Origin of the sequence: Empedobacter sp. UBA6745 (assembly GCF_002453775.1) — a bacterium.
Classification (GTDB): domain Bacteria; phylum Bacteroidota; class Bacteroidia; order Flavobacteriales; family Weeksellaceae; genus Empedobacter; species Empedobacter falsenii_C.
This window is the reverse complement of sequence record NZ_DKHL01000052.1, coordinates 1-17369: the sequence shown is the minus strand read 5'-3', so window position 1 is coordinate 17369 and position 17369 is coordinate 1. Positions and strand designations below refer to the sequence as shown.

20 protein-coding genes are annotated in these 17369 nt (G+C 30.8%); 11 read left to right on the top strand and 9 right to left on the bottom strand.

Annotation, left to right across the window (positions count from 1 at the left end):
- From B4H69_RS15220 to B4H69_RS15200, 5 genes are all read left to right on the top strand, one after another.
- A partial coding sequence (locus tag B4H69_RS15220) for a phage baseplate assembly protein V (protein WP_291094755.1) occupies positions 1-1126 on the top strand: 1126 nt, incomplete at its 5' end.
- A 10-nt stretch (positions 1127-1136) separates the two neighbouring features.
- A complete protein-coding gene (locus tag B4H69_RS15215) occupies positions 1137-1592 on the top strand; it encodes a hypothetical protein (protein ID WP_180906645.1) in 456 nt (151 codons plus the stop codon).
- Positions 1593-1595: 3 nt separating this feature from the next.
- Positions 1596-2966, top strand: a complete 1371-nt coding sequence (locus B4H69_RS15210) for a hypothetical protein (protein ID WP_180906646.1) — start codon at positions 1596-1598, stop codon at positions 2964-2966.
- 739 nt (positions 2967-3705) lie between these two features.
- The gene (locus B4H69_RS15205; RefSeq protein WP_236688214.1) at positions 3706-4452 is read left to right on the top strand and encodes a M15 family metallopeptidase; all 747 of its coding nucleotides are present in this window, start codon (positions 3706-3708) and stop codon (positions 4450-4452) included.
- Between the two features lie 103 nt (positions 4453-4555).
- On the top strand, positions 4556-5092 hold the full coding sequence (locus tag B4H69_RS15200; protein WP_180906647.1) for a hypothetical protein: 537 nt from the start codon (positions 4556-4558) through the stop codon (positions 5090-5092).
- On the opposite strand, the gene B4H69_RS15195 is transcribed toward B4H69_RS15200, so the two are convergent.
- Complete coding sequence (locus tag B4H69_RS15195; RefSeq protein ID WP_180906648.1) at positions 5093-5707, bottom strand: alpha-ketoglutarate-dependent dioxygenase AlkB family protein; 615 nt, start codon at positions 5705-5707, stop codon at positions 5093-5095.
- A gap of 107 nt (positions 5708-5814) precedes the next feature.
- Here B4H69_RS15195 and B4H69_RS15190 point away from each other — a divergent pair, with 107 nt between their 5' ends.
- Entirely contained in the window at positions 5815-6012 is a 198-nt protein-coding gene (locus B4H69_RS15190; protein ID WP_038335852.1) for a hypothetical protein, read from the top strand.
- Positions 6013-6039: 27 nt separating this feature from the next.
- Here B4H69_RS15190 and B4H69_RS15185 read toward each other — a convergent pair whose 3' ends face one another.
- Entirely contained in the window at positions 6040-6387 is a 348-nt protein-coding gene (locus tag B4H69_RS15185; protein WP_180906649.1) for a hypothetical protein, read from the bottom strand.
- 90 nt (positions 6388-6477) lie between these two features.
- On the opposite strand from B4H69_RS15185, the gene lpdA reads away from it, so the two are divergent.
- Positions 6478-7869, top strand: coding sequence for a dihydrolipoyl dehydrogenase (gene lpdA / locus B4H69_RS15180; RefSeq protein ID WP_180906650.1), 1392 nt, complete (start codon positions 6478-6480; stop codon positions 7867-7869).
- A gap of 135 nt (positions 7870-8004) precedes the next feature.
- Positions 8005-8820, top strand: a complete 816-nt coding sequence (locus tag B4H69_RS15175; RefSeq protein WP_180906651.1) for a T9SS type A sorting domain-containing protein — start codon at positions 8005-8007, stop codon at positions 8818-8820.
- A 58-nt stretch (positions 8821-8878) separates the two neighbouring features.
- Here the strand turns inward: B4H69_RS15175 and B4H69_RS15170 are convergent, their stop codons facing one another.
- Positions 8879-9091 carry a hypothetical protein gene (locus B4H69_RS15170; protein ID WP_180906652.1) on the bottom strand — a complete coding sequence of 71 codons (213 nt, stop codon included), beginning with the start codon at positions 9089-9091 and terminating at the stop codon, positions 8879-8881.
- A 92-nt stretch (positions 9092-9183) separates the two neighbouring features.
- Here B4H69_RS15170 and B4H69_RS15165 point away from each other — a divergent pair, with 92 nt between their 5' ends.
- Both B4H69_RS15165 and B4H69_RS15160 read left to right on the top strand, forming a co-directional pair.
- On the top strand, positions 9184-10008 hold the full coding sequence (locus B4H69_RS15165; RefSeq protein WP_180906653.1) for a UDP-2,3-diacylglucosamine diphosphatase: 825 nt from the start codon (positions 9184-9186) through the stop codon (positions 10006-10008).
- On the top strand, positions 10009-10983 hold the full coding sequence (locus B4H69_RS15160) for a glycosyltransferase family protein (protein ID WP_291094746.1): 975 nt from the start codon (positions 10009-10011) through the stop codon (positions 10981-10983).
- Here B4H69_RS15160 and B4H69_RS15155 read toward each other — a convergent pair.
- From B4H69_RS15155 to B4H69_RS15135, 5 genes are read right to left on the bottom strand one after another with little or no spacing between them, the layout of a single operon-like run.
- Positions 10980-12521: a TrkH family potassium uptake protein gene (locus B4H69_RS15155; protein WP_291094743.1), complete on the bottom strand. Its 1542-nt coding sequence runs from the start codon at positions 12519-12521 to the stop codon at positions 10980-10982. The two genes, B4H69_RS15160 and B4H69_RS15155, sit on opposite strands and share 4 nt — an antisense overlap.
- On the bottom strand, positions 12521-13888 hold the full coding sequence (gene trkA / locus B4H69_RS15150) for a Trk system potassium transporter TrkA (protein ID WP_115000923.1): 1368 nt from the start codon (positions 13886-13888) through the stop codon (positions 12521-12523). Before trkA ends, B4H69_RS15155 begins: the two co-directional genes overlap by 1 nt.
- A gap of 20 nt (positions 13889-13908) precedes the next feature.
- Positions 13909-15009: a peptide chain release factor 2 gene (prfB, locus tag B4H69_RS15145; RefSeq protein WP_280046509.1), complete on the bottom strand. Its 1101-nt coding sequence runs from the start codon at positions 15007-15009 to the stop codon at positions 13909-13911.
- A 26-nt stretch (positions 15010-15035) separates the two neighbouring features.
- The gene (locus B4H69_RS15140) at positions 15036-15434 is read right to left on the bottom strand and encodes a hypothetical protein (protein WP_280046510.1); all 399 of its coding nucleotides are present in this window, start codon (positions 15432-15434) and stop codon (positions 15036-15038) included.
- 33 nt (positions 15435-15467) lie between these two features.
- Positions 15468-15875, bottom strand: coding sequence for a DUF6146 family protein (locus tag B4H69_RS15135; RefSeq protein WP_221627904.1), 408 nt, complete (start codon positions 15873-15875; stop codon positions 15468-15470).
- Between the two features lie 391 nt (positions 15876-16266).
- On the opposite strand from B4H69_RS15135, the gene B4H69_RS15130 reads away from it, so the two are divergent.
- Complete coding sequence (locus B4H69_RS15130) at positions 16267-16761, top strand: hypothetical protein (RefSeq protein ID WP_180906657.1); 495 nt, start codon at positions 16267-16269, stop codon at positions 16759-16761.
- Positions 16762-17125: 364 nt separating this feature from the next.
- Here B4H69_RS15130 and B4H69_RS15125 read toward each other — a convergent pair.
- Positions 17126-17369 (bottom strand): DUF6266 family protein (locus B4H69_RS15125; protein WP_291094736.1); only part of this gene is annotated, 244 nt, incomplete at its 5' end.

Below are 17369 nucleotides of genomic sequence, written 5' to 3'. Positions count from 1 at the left end.
GGCTCAAACAGCTTATAAAAATAACGATACTATTTTTAAAACAAAAGCTTTACAAGTTGCTCCTATCAAAGCAAATACGGACAAAGATGTGGTAAATGCGCAAGAAAGTGAGGCTGGACAAAAAGGTGTTGAAGTCTTTACGGTAAGCGGTTCTACAACGATTCCATTTTTATATCCAGGTTGTGTGGCTGATTTAGAAATGCGCAAACAAGACAGCAATAAAACATCTTATTTCACTCGAATTATGATTACGGATGTGGAACATGATATTGATACTTTAGGACATTATACAGGACGTTTTAAAGCAATAGCTTCGGATACAGGATACTTACCAAAACCTGATTTTACAACCCCAATTGCTCAACCACAAATTGCAACTGTAGTTTCAAATGCTGATCCAAAAGGACAAGGTCGTGTGACCGTAAAATTTGATTGGCAATTGCATGATACAACCAACTTTATTCGAATGATGTCGCCTGATGCTGGAGGTACAGATCAAGTGACGCAAAACCGTGGGTATGTTGCGGTTCCTGAAGTTGGTGACCAAGTAATGGTTGGTTTTGTACACAATCATCCCGATAGACCTTTTTTAATGGGTGGTATGTTCCACGGAAAAGTTGGATTGGGTGGTGGTTCAAACAATAGTGTGAAATCCATTCAGACAAGAAGTGGACACCGCATCGTTTTCACTGAAGATGAAAGTATTATCATTACAGATAAATCAGGTAACGAAATTCATTTAGACACAACTGGAAGTAATATCAATATTACCGCTCCTGAAACAATGACATTTACTGCAAAAAACATGAATTTCAATGTTACAGAAAATATGAATACTTCGGTTGGACAAGATCAAAGTAATACTATTGGTAATAATCAAACTAATTCGGTTGGAAAGAATATTGTGACAACTGCTGGTGTAGATTATAGTTTGAATGCTACTGGAAATATACAAGAATTTTCTAATAATAAAACCGAAATGATTGATGAGAATTATACAACTCGTTCTTCTGTATCTGATGTCATAGCAAAGAAAATAACAGCATCTAGTTCAGAAGAAGATATATTAATTCAAAGTGCAAAAACTGTTTTTATGAATAGTGGAGAAAAAAGTAATAATCATTAATTTTCTAGGAATGGCAATCATAAAAATAGCAAAAAATATTACGATCAAAATAAAGAATAGACATTTTATTTATGCAGGAGAAATAAATAATATTGCTGATAAAATTTCTATTGTTTCGACTAAAGAAAATTTGTCTTTCAATTCAAATAAAAAAATTGTTTCGAATGGAATTGAAAAAGGTATAGTACATGGAAATTATGAAGCTCCAGAAGAGAAAACAATTACCAATGTTGTTTGGTTAGATAGCGAAAACAAGCAAATAGATACTGCAAAAAGAGGTGATTTGTTAACGTTAAAAGTTTCAACTAAAAACTATGATGTAGGTGAAGTTGTTTATTTAACTGTAGCTGAAGATGGAGAAAATAATATCCAATTAATGGGTTTTGTTGATGCAAACAATGAAGCTATACTACAAGAAATAACGTATTACGATAAATTAACTCATCTTAATTCTCAATTGGCTTAGATTATGGCAAGAACATTAACAGTAATTGATATAAACGGAGAAGATGTAACACATTTAAATGCTTCTATCGATATTTTAGACGAACCTGTTTGCATGAACCTAGGTGTTGCTTTTATGCCTTTTATGGATGAAGAATTTCTTTTTCTAAAAGAAGATGCTTCTCCTGATAGCACATTCGGTGTTAATAAAGTTGAAACAGAATTAGTGAAATTTTTGTATCAGATAAGGAAAAAAAATCGTTTAAAAGATAGTATTGAATATGATCCATATACTAATCCATATGCTTTAGTTACAAGATCAAGAATTTTTATAGGTGGGAAAATATTTTCATCAATAGACGTAAGATATAGTAAAGAATACTCCGATTATACAAAAAAAAATAAAGCTAATTGTAGTAATATAAAAAAAGATACTTTGTCTAAAGCTGAGCTTGAAAAATTTAATAATAAAAATATTTCATCAACTTATATTAGTATTGATAATGGTAAAATAAAAATATTTTTACCAAAAGAAACATTAATTGGGGTAAATTATTTTGAAACTCTTTATGATTTTCTAACTAATGGATCTCGTACAGCTGAAGCAGTAAAATATGGTGAATTTCCGGATTTAGATTTTTATGAACTTGCTACTGGTAATACAAAATTACAAAATGGTTGTTGGTTGACTAAAGACCGAAAAAGTAAAAACGATACTTGGAAAAATGCATGTATGTACATTGTAGAGCATAAATTACAAGGAGTAATAGCTCCATTTTCACAAATTGCAGATTTTTATGGATTACTTAAAGAAAAAGTTGCGCAATCTAAACATAAGACACGCTGGTTAAAAGGTGCGTATAAATTAGTTGATGCTTTGAATATTGTTGATGGAGGTAGTGCATTTGTTTCTAACGATGTTGAAATAATCTTGAATGAATTAAATATAGGGATATGCGATTATGCTATAACACAATTCTATGATTTGTTTTATGGCAAGTATAAAAATAGTCCTTTAGATACATTTGATAAAGCATATAAGTGGGATTTATCATTTGTTCAACACGAACAAGGTTCTGTAGCTTTACCTATTTACGCAAAAGTTTCAAAAAATACAATTGAAAAATTTCAAAATATGGCTGATAAAGATGGTCAAAGTGGATGGCATGGAGCTACGGGTATTTTTAATAGAGTTACACCTGAATTTGATGATCCTTGGAATGGAAAAGTAACAGATCCTCAATTTAGAATAGATTTACCTATGTTAATGCTTTGGTTAGATAAGCATAAACCAACAATAAAAGACAAAAATTCACCTTTTTACGGTAAGGTAGATAAAAACGGTTATCTTTTAGAGAAATATAAAAAAATAATAAGAAAGTATGAAGCAAAATAAATTAAACATAATTTTATTATTTCTTTTACATATATATTTATATTGTATTTTTTATATTTTATTTTATAATATATTTATTTTTGTAAAAACAGATTTCTTTATTTTTAAAGACTTTATTCTTCAATTATTACTTAGTCCAATTGGATTATTATTTATTGATTACTATTATCTTCTATATTTGTTTTCGCCAGTAATATTTTATTTAATTCTGCAATCAAAAGTAAATTCTCCAGTTTTTAGAATTTATATGGTATCAGTTGTATCAGTCTTTTGTGTAAACTGTTTAGTATTATTATTTACTTCACAGTTTTATACTAAAATAATTGTAATGTCTTATGATGGAGATTTATTTTGTAATAAATTATTTTTTATGATACCAAGTTTATTAGTTACAATCATAATTAATAAATTAATTTTTAATAAAATTTTTAAAAGTATTTAACAACCGACTATTGAAATTTTAGTAATTAATTTAGTATAGACTGAATTCATATAGTCAAGATTAAGAGGTTTTTGAGCCGTGGAATAAAAATCTTATTTCACGGCTTTATTTATGTATAAACTTATTCTTATATTTGTTATAGAAATAGAGTGAGAACCATGATTAACCCTAAATCTCACCCCTACAAATTTTAACATTTATAAAGTGTTAATTATCAAATTATTAAGAGTAATGTTTTTAATTTTGATAAAAATAAACCAAAATCTAATACCTACCATAATGTCTCAATTTAATATTATGAAATTTTCTTATTTAATTTTACTTGCTTTTATGCTAAATGCTGGTTGTGCTTTCGGTAGCAGCGATCAAACACCAGAAGAAACAGATACTATTTTACCTGCTTTTACAACCGCTGAATTGATTGGTAAAGGAAATCCTACGATGGTGGGGAATGGGTATAAATTATTGCCAGAAGTTGCAAAACAATTTGAATTAATGAAAGCTGATGCGCAAAAAGCAGGCTTTAAAATACAAGTGATTTCGAGTTATAGAAATTATACTTACCAAAATGGAATTTGGGAGCGTAAGTATAAAGCGAATCAGGCGAAAAAAATTGCAGCGAAAGAAAACATCGAAAAGATTATTGAATATTCTACCATTCCAGGAACTTCTCGTCACCACTGGGGAACTGATTTGGATATTATAGATGGAACGCGTGGAATACCAGCAGATCCGTTGAATGAGAAACATTTTAATGAAGGAGGATCAATGCATAAGTTTAAGCTTTGGTTAGATGAAAACGCTTCGAAATATGGTTTTTATTTGGTGTACACGGATAATTCAGCGAGAAAAGGATTCAAATATGAACCGTGGCATTTTACGTACAAAGCGATTTCTGAACCGATGTTACAAGCCTACAAAAAGCTAGATATCAAAAAAGTTTTGCAAGAAAATAAATTGTTAGGAAGCGAAAATTTTACAGATGATTTTATCGAAAAATATAGAAAAGAAAATATTTTGGATATAAATCCTGTTATTAAATAGTTAAAGCTCCTTTTTGGAGCTTTTTTTGTGGTATCTTTAGATAAAAATTAAAACATTATACTTTCTGATGAGGTTAATATTTTTCATATCGTTGTTTTTGAGCATGAGTCTACTGACTTTTGCAAAACAATCGATTGTGAAAGATTTGGACGGCGATGGAAAGTTTGACAAGGTTTCGATTAATTTTGAAACGAATAAAATAGAGTTTTTACTTTCTGATACCGAATATAAAAAGCAGAGTAGTTTAGCTTTTCATGAATTGGATCGCAATGCGAAAATTGAAGAAACAAAGAAAGGTTTTAAGATTATCAATAAAATAGGAGATGTTTTGTTTACATCTTATTTTCGATACAATCGTCAGACAAAAAAGATTGAATTATCTGCTATAAAACGTTCAATAGTTTCGGATGATTATTCGAAAGAAAATGGCGAATCAACTTTTATTACAGCTACAAAAGAGTTTATTGCGAAATGGAATAGTTTGGATAAATCATCAAATAAAGTGATTGCTTTACCAACGTTAAAAACCAAAATTGATTTGGATGTTATTTCTTTGAATGATTTTAATGATGCATTTCTGAATAAATTTAATCAACAAAGTTTGACTTTTTATAAAGTTGAAATCTCCAAGCAAAAATAATTATTGCTCCAAATCGATTGTTCTGAATGTTAGATTAATTCGTGGCGAATTTACTTTTTTAGTAGGAGGTAAGCGATGCAGCCAATAATCTTGCGTTTCATTTTTCATTACCAATAAACTCCCACTTGCAAGATTTAAAGCAATTACTTCTTTTGTTTCTTTGTGTTTAAAACCAAATTTACGTTCAGCACCAAAACTAAGCGACGCAATTGCGCCATGACGTTTCAATTGTTTTTCGCCATCGCTGTGCCAAGCCATTCCTTCGGAACCATCGTGATATAAATTTACCAAACAAGAATTATAAGTTTCGCCTGTTTTTTTCTCAGCTAATTTTTTTAATTCAAGTAAAGTATCAGTCCAAGGTAAAGCTGTTTTAGTGATTTTGGAATAGGTATACGCAAATGGAAAATCTCCGTACCAAGCAATTTTTCGTTTAGTTTCGATTAATTTTCTAAATATTATCGCTTGATCATTCTTCCATTCAATTTCATTTAATAAAACAGAATAATAATGATGCGCTTCCTCGTCACTCATAATTTGCCCAAAATAATTTACAGTTCCATCTTTAGGAAGTAGATTTTCTTGTTCCTCAAATAAATCGTTAAAAAGATCCATGGAACTAAGTTATGTTAAATTTTATTTGATTGATGATAAATAATTTGGAAATTATAAAATTATTTTTATTTTTATCAATGTTAAGTTTAAGTTAAAAAATAATAGAAATGAATGTTAGACACCCATTTTTTATTTATGTATTTAGTTTTATTTTAGTTGTGATTGCTGGTTTTACTAAGATTTTAGAATTTGAATCTGCAGATTTATTATTGAATACTACGTTTACAATTTCTGTAATCTCTTTAATTTATGTATTAATTCGTTTGAAAAAGTCAAGAAAAAAATATACTGATTTAGCGAATTAATACATAGTATTAATCAAAAAGCAACGATTATTTCGTTGCTTTTTGATTTAAATACTGTTCAAATTTTAGTCCTTTTATGTTATAAGGATCAAATCCTTTGTATAAATCTTCTAATAATTGCATTACTTGAAAATAAGTAAATAATACTGAATATGAAGCTTGTTCTTGATAAACAGGGATTTCTACTAAAAATAAAAATCGATCATATTTCGAAATCTGAACAGTATTCCCATCTTGATTCATCAAACCAATATAACTTCCGTCATAATCAGGTAGGTTATGAAAAATCTCAATAGCTTGTGATAAACTACCTTCTAAAGGTAATTCAGTTTCGACCTGTAAGTCGTCAGCGTAATTTTCAAAGAATATTTTCACAGTGCAAAAGTAAGAAATTTTAATCTATTTTAAGGAATTCCTTTTTTTTCGGGTTATAATTATTAAATTAGCATTCAAATTATGGAAAAAATGAGTTACGACATTATAGTTATTGGAAGTGGTCCTGGAGGATACGTTGCAGCAATTAGAGCAGCACAATTAGGTAAAAAAGTAGCAATCGTAGAAAAAGCTGAATTAGGTGGAATCTGCCTTAACTGGGGATGTATTCCTACAAAAGCTTTATTAAAATCTGCTCAAGTATTCAAATACTTAAATCATGCAGAAGATTTTGGAATTAACTTACCTTCAGATATTTCATTCGAATTTGGAAATGTTGTTTCTCGTAGTAGAGGAGTGGCGGATCGTATGAGTAAAGGTGTTCAATTCTTAATGAAGAAGAACAAAATTGAAGTAATTCAAGGTGAAGCAAAAGTTTTACCAGGAAAAAAAGTAAAAGTTACTGCAGCAGATGGTTCTGTTAGTGAATTATCTTCAGAAAATATAATTATTGCAACAGGTGCACGTTCTCGCGAGTTACCAGCTTTACCACAAGATGGTAAAAAAGTAATTGGTTACCGTGGTGCATTAGCAATGGAAAAACAACCAAAATCAATGATTGTTGTAGGTTCTGGAGCGATTGGAGTTGAGTTTGCTCATTTCTACAATACATTAGGAACAAAAGTGACAATTGTAGAGTTTTTACCACGCATTGTAAATGTTGAAGATGAAGATATTTCGAAACAATTACAACTATCTCTTAAAAAATCTGGAATCAATATCTTAACAAATGCAGAAGTTACAGGAGTTGATACAACTGGAGATTTAGTAAAAGCAACAATTAAAACTGCTAAAGGTGAAGAAATCATCGAAGCTGAAGTTGTTTTATCTGCTGTTGGTGTTGTTCCAAATACAGAAAATATCGGTCTTGAAGAAGTTGGTATTGCAACTGAAAGAGGTAAAATTGTTATCAATGATTTTTGTGAAACATCTGTAAAAGGATATTATGCAATTGGTGATGTTGTAAAAGGAGCAGATTTAGCACACTTAGCATCTGCACAAGGTATTTTATGTGTTGAGCATATTGCTGGTGAAAAAGTAGAACCAATCGACTACGGAAATATTCCAGGTTGTACATATTGTTCACCAGAAATTGCGTCTGTTGGGCTTACAGAAGCAAAAGCTAAAGAAGCAGGTTACGAAGTGAAAGTTGGTAAATTCCCATTCTCTGCAAACGGAAAAGCTGTTGCAAATGGAGCTGCTGATGGATTCGTAAAAGTTGTTTTTGATGCGAAATACGGTGAATGGTTGGGATGTCATATGATTGGTGATGGAGTAACTGAAATGATTGCTGAGGCAGTTGTTGCACGTAAATTAGAGACTACAGCTCATGAAATTATGAAATCTGTACACGCTCACCCGACAATGGCAGAAGCTATTATGGAAGCGGTAGAAGATGCATATGGACATGCAATTCATATCTAAGAAATAAAATTAAAATTTATAGTTGAAGCAGCCTTTTGGCTGCTTTTTTATTTTACCAAATCGTTAATTTTATAACAGATATGTTTTCATTTAGTTTTTTAATTATCTTTATAGAAATAATTAAAAAAATACAATATGAAAAAATTCTATTCTTTAGTAGCAGTTGCTGCATTATCAACATTATCTTTTGCTCAAGTAAACGCAATCCCTGGGTCTGATTTTGAAGATTGGGCTAAGTTTACTACAGGAGTTAATAAATTCGGTCTTAAATCGTATGCTGTTCAGGGAGTTGGTAAAGGTGTTAATGGATCTAATTCTTTAAATATTACAACAACGCCAACTGCAAATGATTATGTTTTTACATCATTATTAGGAGGTACTGTTTCTACTCAACCAAAAGAAATTACTTTTTGGGTTAAAGGAACATCAGGGAAAACTTTATCATTAAATGTATATAAAAGTGATGGAGGATATTACGCATATAATGTAGGAGATTTATCTTCAGATTCAAAAATTTCTTCATCTGCAAGTAATCAATATACAGGTGTTATTGATACAAAAGGAAATTGGGTAAAGGTAACATTGGATTTATCTGATAAAAAAGATTTAAATGTTGCTGATTTAACAAAAGACTTTTTTGCTTTAAAAGTAGGTAAAGATGCTGCTTATGCATTGGATATTGATAACATTCAATTATGGGATGTTAATATGAATGTATATGATTTAACTTCTACTAAAGCAGTTTCTAATACATTATGGACAAATACAGCTTCTTTCAATGTAAAAGATAAAACAATTGTAGAAGTTTACAATATTAACGGACAATTGGTAAAATCTTTCGAAGTTAAAGGTGTTCAAAATGTAGATGTTTCTTCATTAGTTAAAGGGACGTATGTAGTTAAAACTACTTCTAACGGAAAATCTTCTACTCAAAAAGTAGTAAAAAAATAAGAAAGAATATATTCTTAATCTAACAAAAAAGCGATTCAGTTTACTGAATCGCTTTTATTTATTCTTCTAATTTCTGAATCTTAAAACCTGCATCTGTCACAGCTTCTACAACTTCTTCTTCATCTTCGGTTGTTGTCACAGTCAGTACTTTTCGTTCATCAGAAGTATCAACTTTCCAATTGTCTTTACCTACAGCTTCGTCCAAAAAAGGTTTTACAGATTTGATACAGCTGTCACAATTTATATTTGTTTTGAATTTCAATTCGCTCATAACTTTACAATTTAGACTCAAATTTATAAAGATTTCATAAGATTAAAAAAACGTTTAAGTAATATTTGATTTCGAAATTTAAATAAAAATCAATGAAGCGTAATCTTGATGTTGTTGTTATTTCGGATGTGCATTTAGGAACTTTTGGTTGCAAAGCACAAGAATTGTTGGCTTACTTACAGTCAATCAATCCAAAAAAAATTATTCTCAATGGTGATATTGTGGATATTTGGAATTTCAAGAAAAGTTATTTTCCAGAAACGCATCTTCAAATCATTAGTTATTTATTGAATTTATCTGAACAAGGAATTCCAATCGTTTATATCACTGGAAATCATGATGAACTGTTGCGTAAATTTACGACAATGCGTTTTGGGAATATTCTTTTAACGGATAAATATATGTTGAAACAAAATGATAAAGTCGCATGGATTTTTCATGGAGATGTGTTTGATGCCTCAATTCAACATTCGAAATGGATTGCGAAATTAGGAGGTTGGGGTTATGATAAATTAATTCAGTTGAATTATTTTATCAATAAATGTTTAGAGTTTTTTGGAAGGGAACGTTATTCACTGTCTCAAAAGATTAAAAACTCAGTTAAAAAAGCGGTGAAGCATATCAATGATTTTGAACAAACTGCTGCTGAATTAGCGATCGAAAATGAATATGATTACGTGGTTTGTGGACATATTCATCAGCCACAATTGCGAAAAGTAAAAACGGATAAAGGAACTTGTGTGTATATGAATTCGGGAGATTGGATTGAGAATTTATCGGCTTTAGAATGTGTCGACGGAAATTGGTCAGTGTTTTATTTTGAAGAACACAAACATACTTTGATGCAAAATTTAGAAGAAATCGAGTTCAATTATTCGTTGGATGAACTGATTGTTTCAATTCTCAATAAGAAGTAAATGAAAATTTTATATGCTTTACAAGGAACGGGAAATGGACATTTGGCTCGTGCGCAAAAAATGTTACCAATCCTTGAAGAATATGGAGATTTGGATGTTTTTGTAAGCGGTTCTAATTCGCAATTACAACTTGAAAATTATCAATTCAAACATCACAATGGATTGTCATTATTTTATAATCAGATGGGAAAAGTTTCGTATAAACGAATTTTTAAGGAGAATAGTTTTAAATCTTTTTGGAATGAAGTGAATCATTTTCCAATTGAAAAATATGATTTGATTATTAATGATTTTGAACCAATTACAGCACATGCAGCACGAAAGAAAAAGATAAATATTGTTGGTTTGAGTCATCAAGCTTCGCTTTTATTTGATGAAACGCCAAAAGTAAAAAATAAAACAGGTGAGACGATTTTGAAATATTACGCACCAACTTCTAAGCATTACGGTTTTCATTTCGAAGAATATAATGATGCTATTTTTTTACCTATCATTCGAGATAAAATTAGAGCATTGCATCCAAAACAAAAAGATTACTATTTGGTGTATTTACCAAGTTTTCATCCAACAGAAATTATGGAGAAATTATCACTGATTAAAGATTCAAAATGGAAAGTTTTTTCACCTTTTGTGAAAGATGTTACGCGTCAATTTAATGTTCAAATTTATCCAATTGATGAACGTCTTTTTACTAGAACTTTAGAAAATTGTAAAGGAGTTTTGTGCGGTGCTGGTTTCGAATTGCCTGCCGAAAGTATTTATCTTCAAAAGAAGCTTTTTGTGATTCCGATTAAAGGTCAATACGAACAATTATGTAATTGCGAAGCTTTAAAAATGATTGGCGTTGATTATTCATATGATTTGAATGTAGCACAATTGCAACGTTGGGTGGATTCGAATAAAATTATTGAGAAAGATTTCCCAGATCAAACTGAAGAAATCATTCAGAAAGTAATTTTAGAAGCTTCTCATTAATTATTTTTCCAGAAAGCAGGCGTAAATAAAATTAAGATTGTATAAAGCTCTAATCGACCTAAAACCATTAAAAAACAACATAATAATTTTGCACTATCCGTTAAAGAATTCATTGAGGTACCCGGACCAAATTCGCCAATTCCCGGACCTACGTTTCCTAAAGTGGAAGCAGTTAATGTTAAAGAGGCCAAAATATCTTGGAAACTCATTGTTATACCATAATTCAAAAGCGCAAACAAAATAGAACTCACAATCCATGTAAACATAAACATAACAAAGAATGCCATGACGTGGAAAACAATAGATTGATTCAGCGAACGATTGTTGTAACGAACTGGAATAATTGCGTTTGGATGTAAAATACGCTTAAATTCGATCCAACTATTTTTTAATAAAATGACGTGTCTGATAACTGTAATTCCTCCAGATGTAGAACCTGCCGAACCTCCGATGAAGAACAAAGAGAAGAAAATAAGTGTGGTTACGGTTAACCAACTTGTGTAATCTTCCATTGCCAAAGCGGTTGTAGATGCGATAGAAACGACGTGGAATAATGAGCTTCTGAATGAATGTTCGAAGTTAAACCAGGAATAAGTTTCGACGGAATAGCTAGGGTAAATATTAAAAAATAATACGACAAAAACGATAAATGTAACGACAGCAAGTAAGCCAACCCACCAGCGAAATTCCTCATTTTTCCACACTTTTTTGAATTGTCCTTTAATCAATAAATAAATCAAAGCGAAGTTTGTTCCGCCCAAAAACATCATCACGATTAGTACATATTGAATAAAAACATTGTTATTCCAATACATCAAACCTTCATTTTTAGTAGAAAAACCTGCGGTTGCAATCACACTCATCGAATGGTTTGCAGCATCAAATAAATTCATTCCACCAAAATAAAGCAACAATGCAAAAAAAGCAGTTAATCCTAAATAAACTAACCAAAGGTTTTTCGCTGTTTCTGTAATTCGAGGGTGAATTTTATCCGTATAAATTCCAGGCGCTTCTGCCATAAAAAGTTGTCGACCACCAATTCCAAGAAACGGTAAAATCGCAATCGTCAAAACGATAATTCCCATACCACCAATCCAATTGGTTGTACTTCGCCAAAACAATATGCTTTTTGGGAGACTTTCTACATCATCATAAATCGATGTTCCAGTCGCTGTATAACCAGAAACGGTTTCGTAAACAATGTTCACAAAACTGAAATTCTCATTGATGATATGATCGTTTGGTAAAAATATTAACGACGTAACATATGGCAAACATCCCGAAAGAATCAAGAAAAGCCATCCGACACAAACCACGATATAACCTTCGCGTTTGTTGATGTGTTTTCTTCTGTCACGCGTAAAATACATCATTGCAGCTCCCGACAATCCCACTAAACTCCCCGAAACTAAAAAAGGGTAGAGTAGATGATCATTAAAATAAATGCTGACACATGTTGCAATAAACATTAAGAGCGCATTTAATAGTAATAAAACACCCGAAAGATTCAGGATTACTTTGATGTTAAGTGATTTCATTATTTAAAATATTTGGTCACTTTTGGAATTAAATTCGCTTGACTAAAAACAACAACATGATCTTTTGGTTCGATAATGAAATCTTTGGTTGGAATAAATCCATCATTTCTACGAACAATTCCAGCAATAATAGCACCTTCTTTAAATGGAAAATCGCTTACTTTTTTGAATGCGATTTCAGAATTTTCGTGAATACGGAATTCTAAAACTTCGGCATCTAAATCAGAAATTCCTGTTACATCCATCACAGAACCTTGTCGAATATAACGGAAAATACTATCTGCGGTTAAGAGTTTTTTATTGATAAAAGCGTTAATTCCAACTTCTTGACTAAGATGAATATAGTCGATATTTTCGACCAAAGCAATTGTTTTTTTAACACCTTTTGATTTTGCTAAAAGACACGACATAATATTCGTTTCCGAACTTCCTGTCACAGCAATAAAAGCATCTGAATCAGAAATACCTTCTTCCAATAACAATTCTCCATCTCGACCATCACCATTGATAATCAAAATGTTATTTAAATCATCAGCTAAATCAAAAGCTTTGTTTCGATTGATTTCTAATAACTTAACGTTGTGCTTGTTATCTTTTAAAAGTTTGGCAACTTTGACACCAATACTTCCTCCTCCCAAAACAATTACATTTTTGAAATACTCTTGTTTTTTTCCTAGGATTTTATAAACTTCTAAAATTCCAGCTTTTTTTACAATAAAATAAACGTGATCGTCTATTCTAAATTCAGTATCAGCTTCAGGAATAATGGTTTGATATTCGCCGCGTTCGTTGCTACGGATAATTGCAATTGGCATCAAAAGATTGTCTTCACCACCTTTTGTCGTCAAATACATGTCTTTGTATTGCTTGTCCAAAATCTTGCAATCCGCATCCAAAACAGTTCCAACCATAAAAAGTTGACCATTTGCAAAGGGATGCATCGCATTGAAAGCAGATTGTTGAACAAGTGAATAAATCTCATCAGCCGCTAATTTCTCAGGGCTAATTAATGCATCAATTCCCATTCCTTGCACCCAAAATTGATTTTCTTTGTAAAGAAATTCAGGATTCGAAATTCGAGCTAATGTACGTTTTGCCCCTAAATCTTTCGCAATCGAAGCACTAGTAAGGTTTGTGTTTTGAAGATGAGTGACCGATATAAAAATATCTGTATCATCAATTCCAACTTCGCGCAAAGCCTTGAAAGAAGTTATATCACCACGATAAGCCATTACATCTAACGAGTTTTCGATCATCAACAATTTGTCCTTGTCCATGTCCATGATGACGATGTCATTCATTTCATTAGAAAGCAATTTAGCCAAATGAAAACCAACTTCTCCAGCGCCTCCGATTAATATTTTCATGAAAGAAATTTAGGATAAAACTATTTTGACGTTTCTTTTTGTCCCATTAACATTAGGAACGATTTCAAGAATTCGTCTATATCACCGTTCATTACAGCATCCACATTACCTGTTTCAGTTCCTGTTCTGACGTCTTTTACCAATTTGTATGGATGCATCACATAATTACGAATTTGAGAACCCCATTCAATTTTCATCTTATTTGCTTCAATCTCATTACGTGCAGCCATTTTTTTCTCTAACTCAATCTTGTACAATTCAGATTTTAACATCTCCATTGCACGCTCACGATTGGCTAACTGAGAACGTTCAACCTGACAAACAACTACAATTCCTGTAGGTTTGTGTGTTAATTGAACTTTCGTTTCTACCTTATTTACATTTTGTCCTCCAGCTCCACCAGAACGAGACGTTTGCAATTCGATATCTGCAGGATTGATTTCAATCTCGATTGTATCATCCACAATTGGCGAAACATAAACCGAAACGAAACTTGTGTGACGCTTTGCATTACTATCAAAAGGGGAAATACGCACCAAACGATGCACACCATTTTCTCCTTTTAGATAACCAAAAGCAAATTCGCCATCCACTTCTAATGTCACTGTTTTTACACCTGCAACATCACCCGCTTGATAGTTTAATTCTTTTACTTTATAATCATGTTTTTCGGCCCACATCAAATACATACGCATCAACATAGAAGCCCAGTCACAAGATTCTGTACCTCCAGCTCCAGCAGTAATTTGAAGAATTGCACCAAGATTATCTCCTTCTTCTGAAAGCATATTCTTGAATTCTATATCTTCTAAAAGCTTAGCAACAACAGTATATTGTTCCATTACTTCTTCGTCACTTACTTCACCTTCTCGGTTAAATTCTACTAAAACTTCGACATCATTTACTGCATTTGCAATAGTTTGGTATTCATCGATCCATTTCTTTTTACCACGCAAAACTTTCATAAAAGCTTCGGCTTCTTTCGGGTTATTCCAAAATTCAGGAGAAGCAGCATGTTCTTCTTCATTTTGAACTTCGATTTCTTTTTGTTCGATTTCCAAATATTCGTGCAAATCTTGTGTACGTTTTTGGATGTCTTTTAGTAATTCGTTGTTAAACATAATTGCAAATGTATAAAAATAGGAGGTTAAGCATTAATCACTTTATCATCTTTTCCGTTCCAAGAAAGAATTTTATAAGTAAAACCTTCTTCCGTTTTAATTTCTTGGTCTTTCAGCATCAAAAAAGTATCGTCCCAATCGCCCTCATCATAACTAATTACCCAGAATAATTGGTTGAACAATAAACCTTCTAAAATATACAAAAGTTCCTCCACAGAATCTACTTCGTAAGTTGTAAAAGGAAAAGAAGATTTGATCCAAATCTTATCATCATCCGAAGTCTGAATATAAAGATCTCCAAAAGTCGATTTGTATTCATTCTCGATATGAAATTCTAATAATTCGGTATCTTTCTTGTGAAGCCCTATGAAATCTGGAATTGCTTCAATGATTTGATTGTATATTTTGATTGAAAAATCGTTCATCTTTCTGAAATTAGCTTGCAAAAATAAACGATATTATCTAATTCTGACACGATATTTATGTTCAATAAATCGAAAAAAGTTAAATAATTTGTATTCAAAATCATAACCATAGTCAATAGAAGGATCCAAATCTATACTCACCGCATACAAATCAGGATTATATGTCATAGGTTGCATATGTCGTTGATTCCAAATCATCACATATTGGCGATTTTTTTGTTCGTAATATTCTTTCGAATAATATTCTTTGGGTAATGCAGTTGTTTTTAAATAAATATCATATTGAGGATCAAATACAACAATATCATAATCTCCATCTTCATTCGGCTCGAATTTTAATGAATTCTCATCTTTATTCGGAACTGAATTTTGTGTGGATTGATTGGTTGTACAAGCAAAAAATAGGAGAGAAACGCTGATGAATAAAAATAGCTTTTTCATAATCTTTAATTTAATTAAATATACTGAAAATTAATGAGAAGCTTGATTCTATTTAGTTTGATGATTGAAAGTTTTGAAGATTTTCTATTTTTATTAATCCGTTGCGCATCTTGAATAAAAATTCGTCAATTCGAGTGATTTTTAGAAATGTAATGAATAAAAATTGTATCGAGAATAGAATTTTATCTTTTAAAACCTTATTCTCGATACAAAATTCTAAAAGAATTTCACTCGAATTGACGGTTTTCATTGATAAAATTATCAAAATATACAACGGTTTTTTTATTAATAATTTCAAATACTAAGCTTTTAACTATCAATAAAATAATTATATTTGAGTATAATGATACGAAACTTGATTTCGTGAAAAAACAATGTTAGGCTATATTTTATGAACAATTATTGGATATTAATTAGTGTAGAGATTTTTGAAAAGCGAATTCTATCTTTTGGAGAAATTCCTAAAATTATTGAATTTTTATGGGATTATGATATTAGTAGTTATGGAGATTCAGCAACATTGTGTTGCTATGGGTACTTTAAAAATGAAAATAATATTTTAGAGAAAAAATATATAGGATATGTAACATTTATTCCAAATAATATCAAAGACTATTATAAAAAAGTCAATGATTTGGCGGTTGAAATATGTGATTTTGCAACGAAAGAATACAATGCAAAAATTTATTTTCCGTCTCAAGGAAAAATTGAGTTTGACTTTCAATCTTATGAAGAATTATATTTAATAAATCATAAACATTCATCACAAAATGAAAATTATGAGAAAAATATTAACTCATTAGATTCTAATTTAAACAAAAATACTTCTGAAGAAAATAAGGTAAACTTACGAGATAACAAAAAAAAAAATTTTACGATAAGTTAAAAAGTTGGTTAATAAAATAAAAACGTTGCCTATCATAGTAATGACAAAATGCGGGATTAAATATTAAGTAGAGAAAGTGTAAATATTTATCCGTCTCTATGATATATTCCCAAAAAAATAACCACATAGAAACATAGAACCAAATGATTTTCTGTTGAAATTAGTTGCTTATCTATTTGTATTTTCAACTAATCTTTACAAGTCATCATTGCAAAAACTATGTTTCTATGTGGTTAAAATAAATTTGAACAACATCTATAAAATTCTATTTCCGATACAATTTTTCTTCACTCTTTTACGTCGTTAATCAGAGTATTGTACCGAAAAATTACTCCAATCAACGAACTGCATTTCACAACTAAGCTTACACAACTGTATGCTCGCCAAGGTAGATACTGGTACTCGCCATCGTCTTTGTTTCACTATTCAGAAATGCCCAAAAATTCACTTTTTTGCCATTGTAATACGTTGGTAAAGCAATATCTATAATCATAGAATTACGAGTCTCAATACTTTGAAATACTTCAAACGAATTTAGTTCTTCACAATAGCAAATAACATTCACAAGATCCGAAGGTTGCGCATTACCTTGCCCAGAATTATCTTCC

Bases quoted from the DNA above. Each gene is read 5' to 3' on its own strand.
- prfB (WP_280046509.1), bottom strand. From the start codon at position 15,009: ATGTTTAACAACGAATTACTAAAAGACATCCAAAAACGTACACAAGAT.
- B4H69_RS15130 (WP_180906657.1), top strand. From the start codon at position 16,267: ATGAACAATTATTGGATATTAATTAGTGTAGAGATTTTTGAAAAGCGA.
- B4H69_RS15165 (WP_180906653.1), top strand. From the start codon at position 9,184: ATGAAGCGTAATCTTGATGTTGTTGTTATTTCGGATGTGCATTTAGGA.
- B4H69_RS15155 (WP_291094743.1), bottom strand. From the start codon at position 12,521: ATGAAATCACTTAACATCAAAGTAATCCTGAATCTTTCGGGTGTTTTA.
- B4H69_RS15200 (WP_180906647.1), top strand. From the start codon at position 4,556: ATGAGTCTACTGACTTTTGCAAAACAATCGATTGTGAAAGATTTGGAC.
- B4H69_RS15190 (WP_038335852.1), top strand. From the start codon at position 5,815: ATGAATGTTAGACACCCATTTTTTATTTATGTATTTAGTTTTATTTTA.
- B4H69_RS15140 (WP_280046510.1), bottom strand. From the start codon at position 15,434: ATGAACGATTTTTCAATCAAAATATACAATCAAATCATTGAAGCAATT.
- lpdA (WP_180906650.1), top strand. From the start codon at position 6,478: ATGAGTTACGACATTATAGTTATTGGAAGTGGTCCTGGAGGATACGTT.
- trkA (WP_115000923.1), bottom strand. From the start codon at position 13,888: ATGAAAATATTAATCGGAGGCGCTGGAGAAGTTGGTTTTCATTTGGCT.
- B4H69_RS15175 (WP_180906651.1), top strand. From the start codon at position 8,005: ATGAAAAAATTCTATTCTTTAGTAGCAGTTGCTGCATTATCAACATTA.
- B4H69_RS15170 (WP_180906652.1), bottom strand. From the start codon at position 9,091: ATGAGCGAATTGAAATTCAAAACAAATATAAATTGTGACAGCTGTATC.
- B4H69_RS15160 (WP_291094746.1), top strand. From the start codon at position 10,009: ATGAAAATTTTATATGCTTTACAAGGAACGGGAAATGGACATTTGGCT.
- B4H69_RS15215 (WP_180906645.1), top strand. From the start codon at position 1,137: ATGGCAATCATAAAAATAGCAAAAAATATTACGATCAAAATAAAGAAT.
- B4H69_RS15135 (WP_221627904.1), bottom strand. From the start codon at position 15,875: ATGAAAAAGCTATTTTTATTCATCAGCGTTTCTCTCCTATTTTTTGCT.
- B4H69_RS15205 (WP_236688214.1), top strand. From the start codon at position 3,706: ATGAAATTTTCTTATTTAATTTTACTTGCTTTTATGCTAAATGCTGGT.
- B4H69_RS15195 (WP_180906648.1), bottom strand. From the start codon at position 5,707: ATGGATCTTTTTAACGATTTATTTGAGGAACAAGAAAATCTACTTCCT.
- B4H69_RS15210 (WP_180906646.1), top strand. From the start codon at position 1,596: ATGGCAAGAACATTAACAGTAATTGATATAAACGGAGAAGATGTAACA.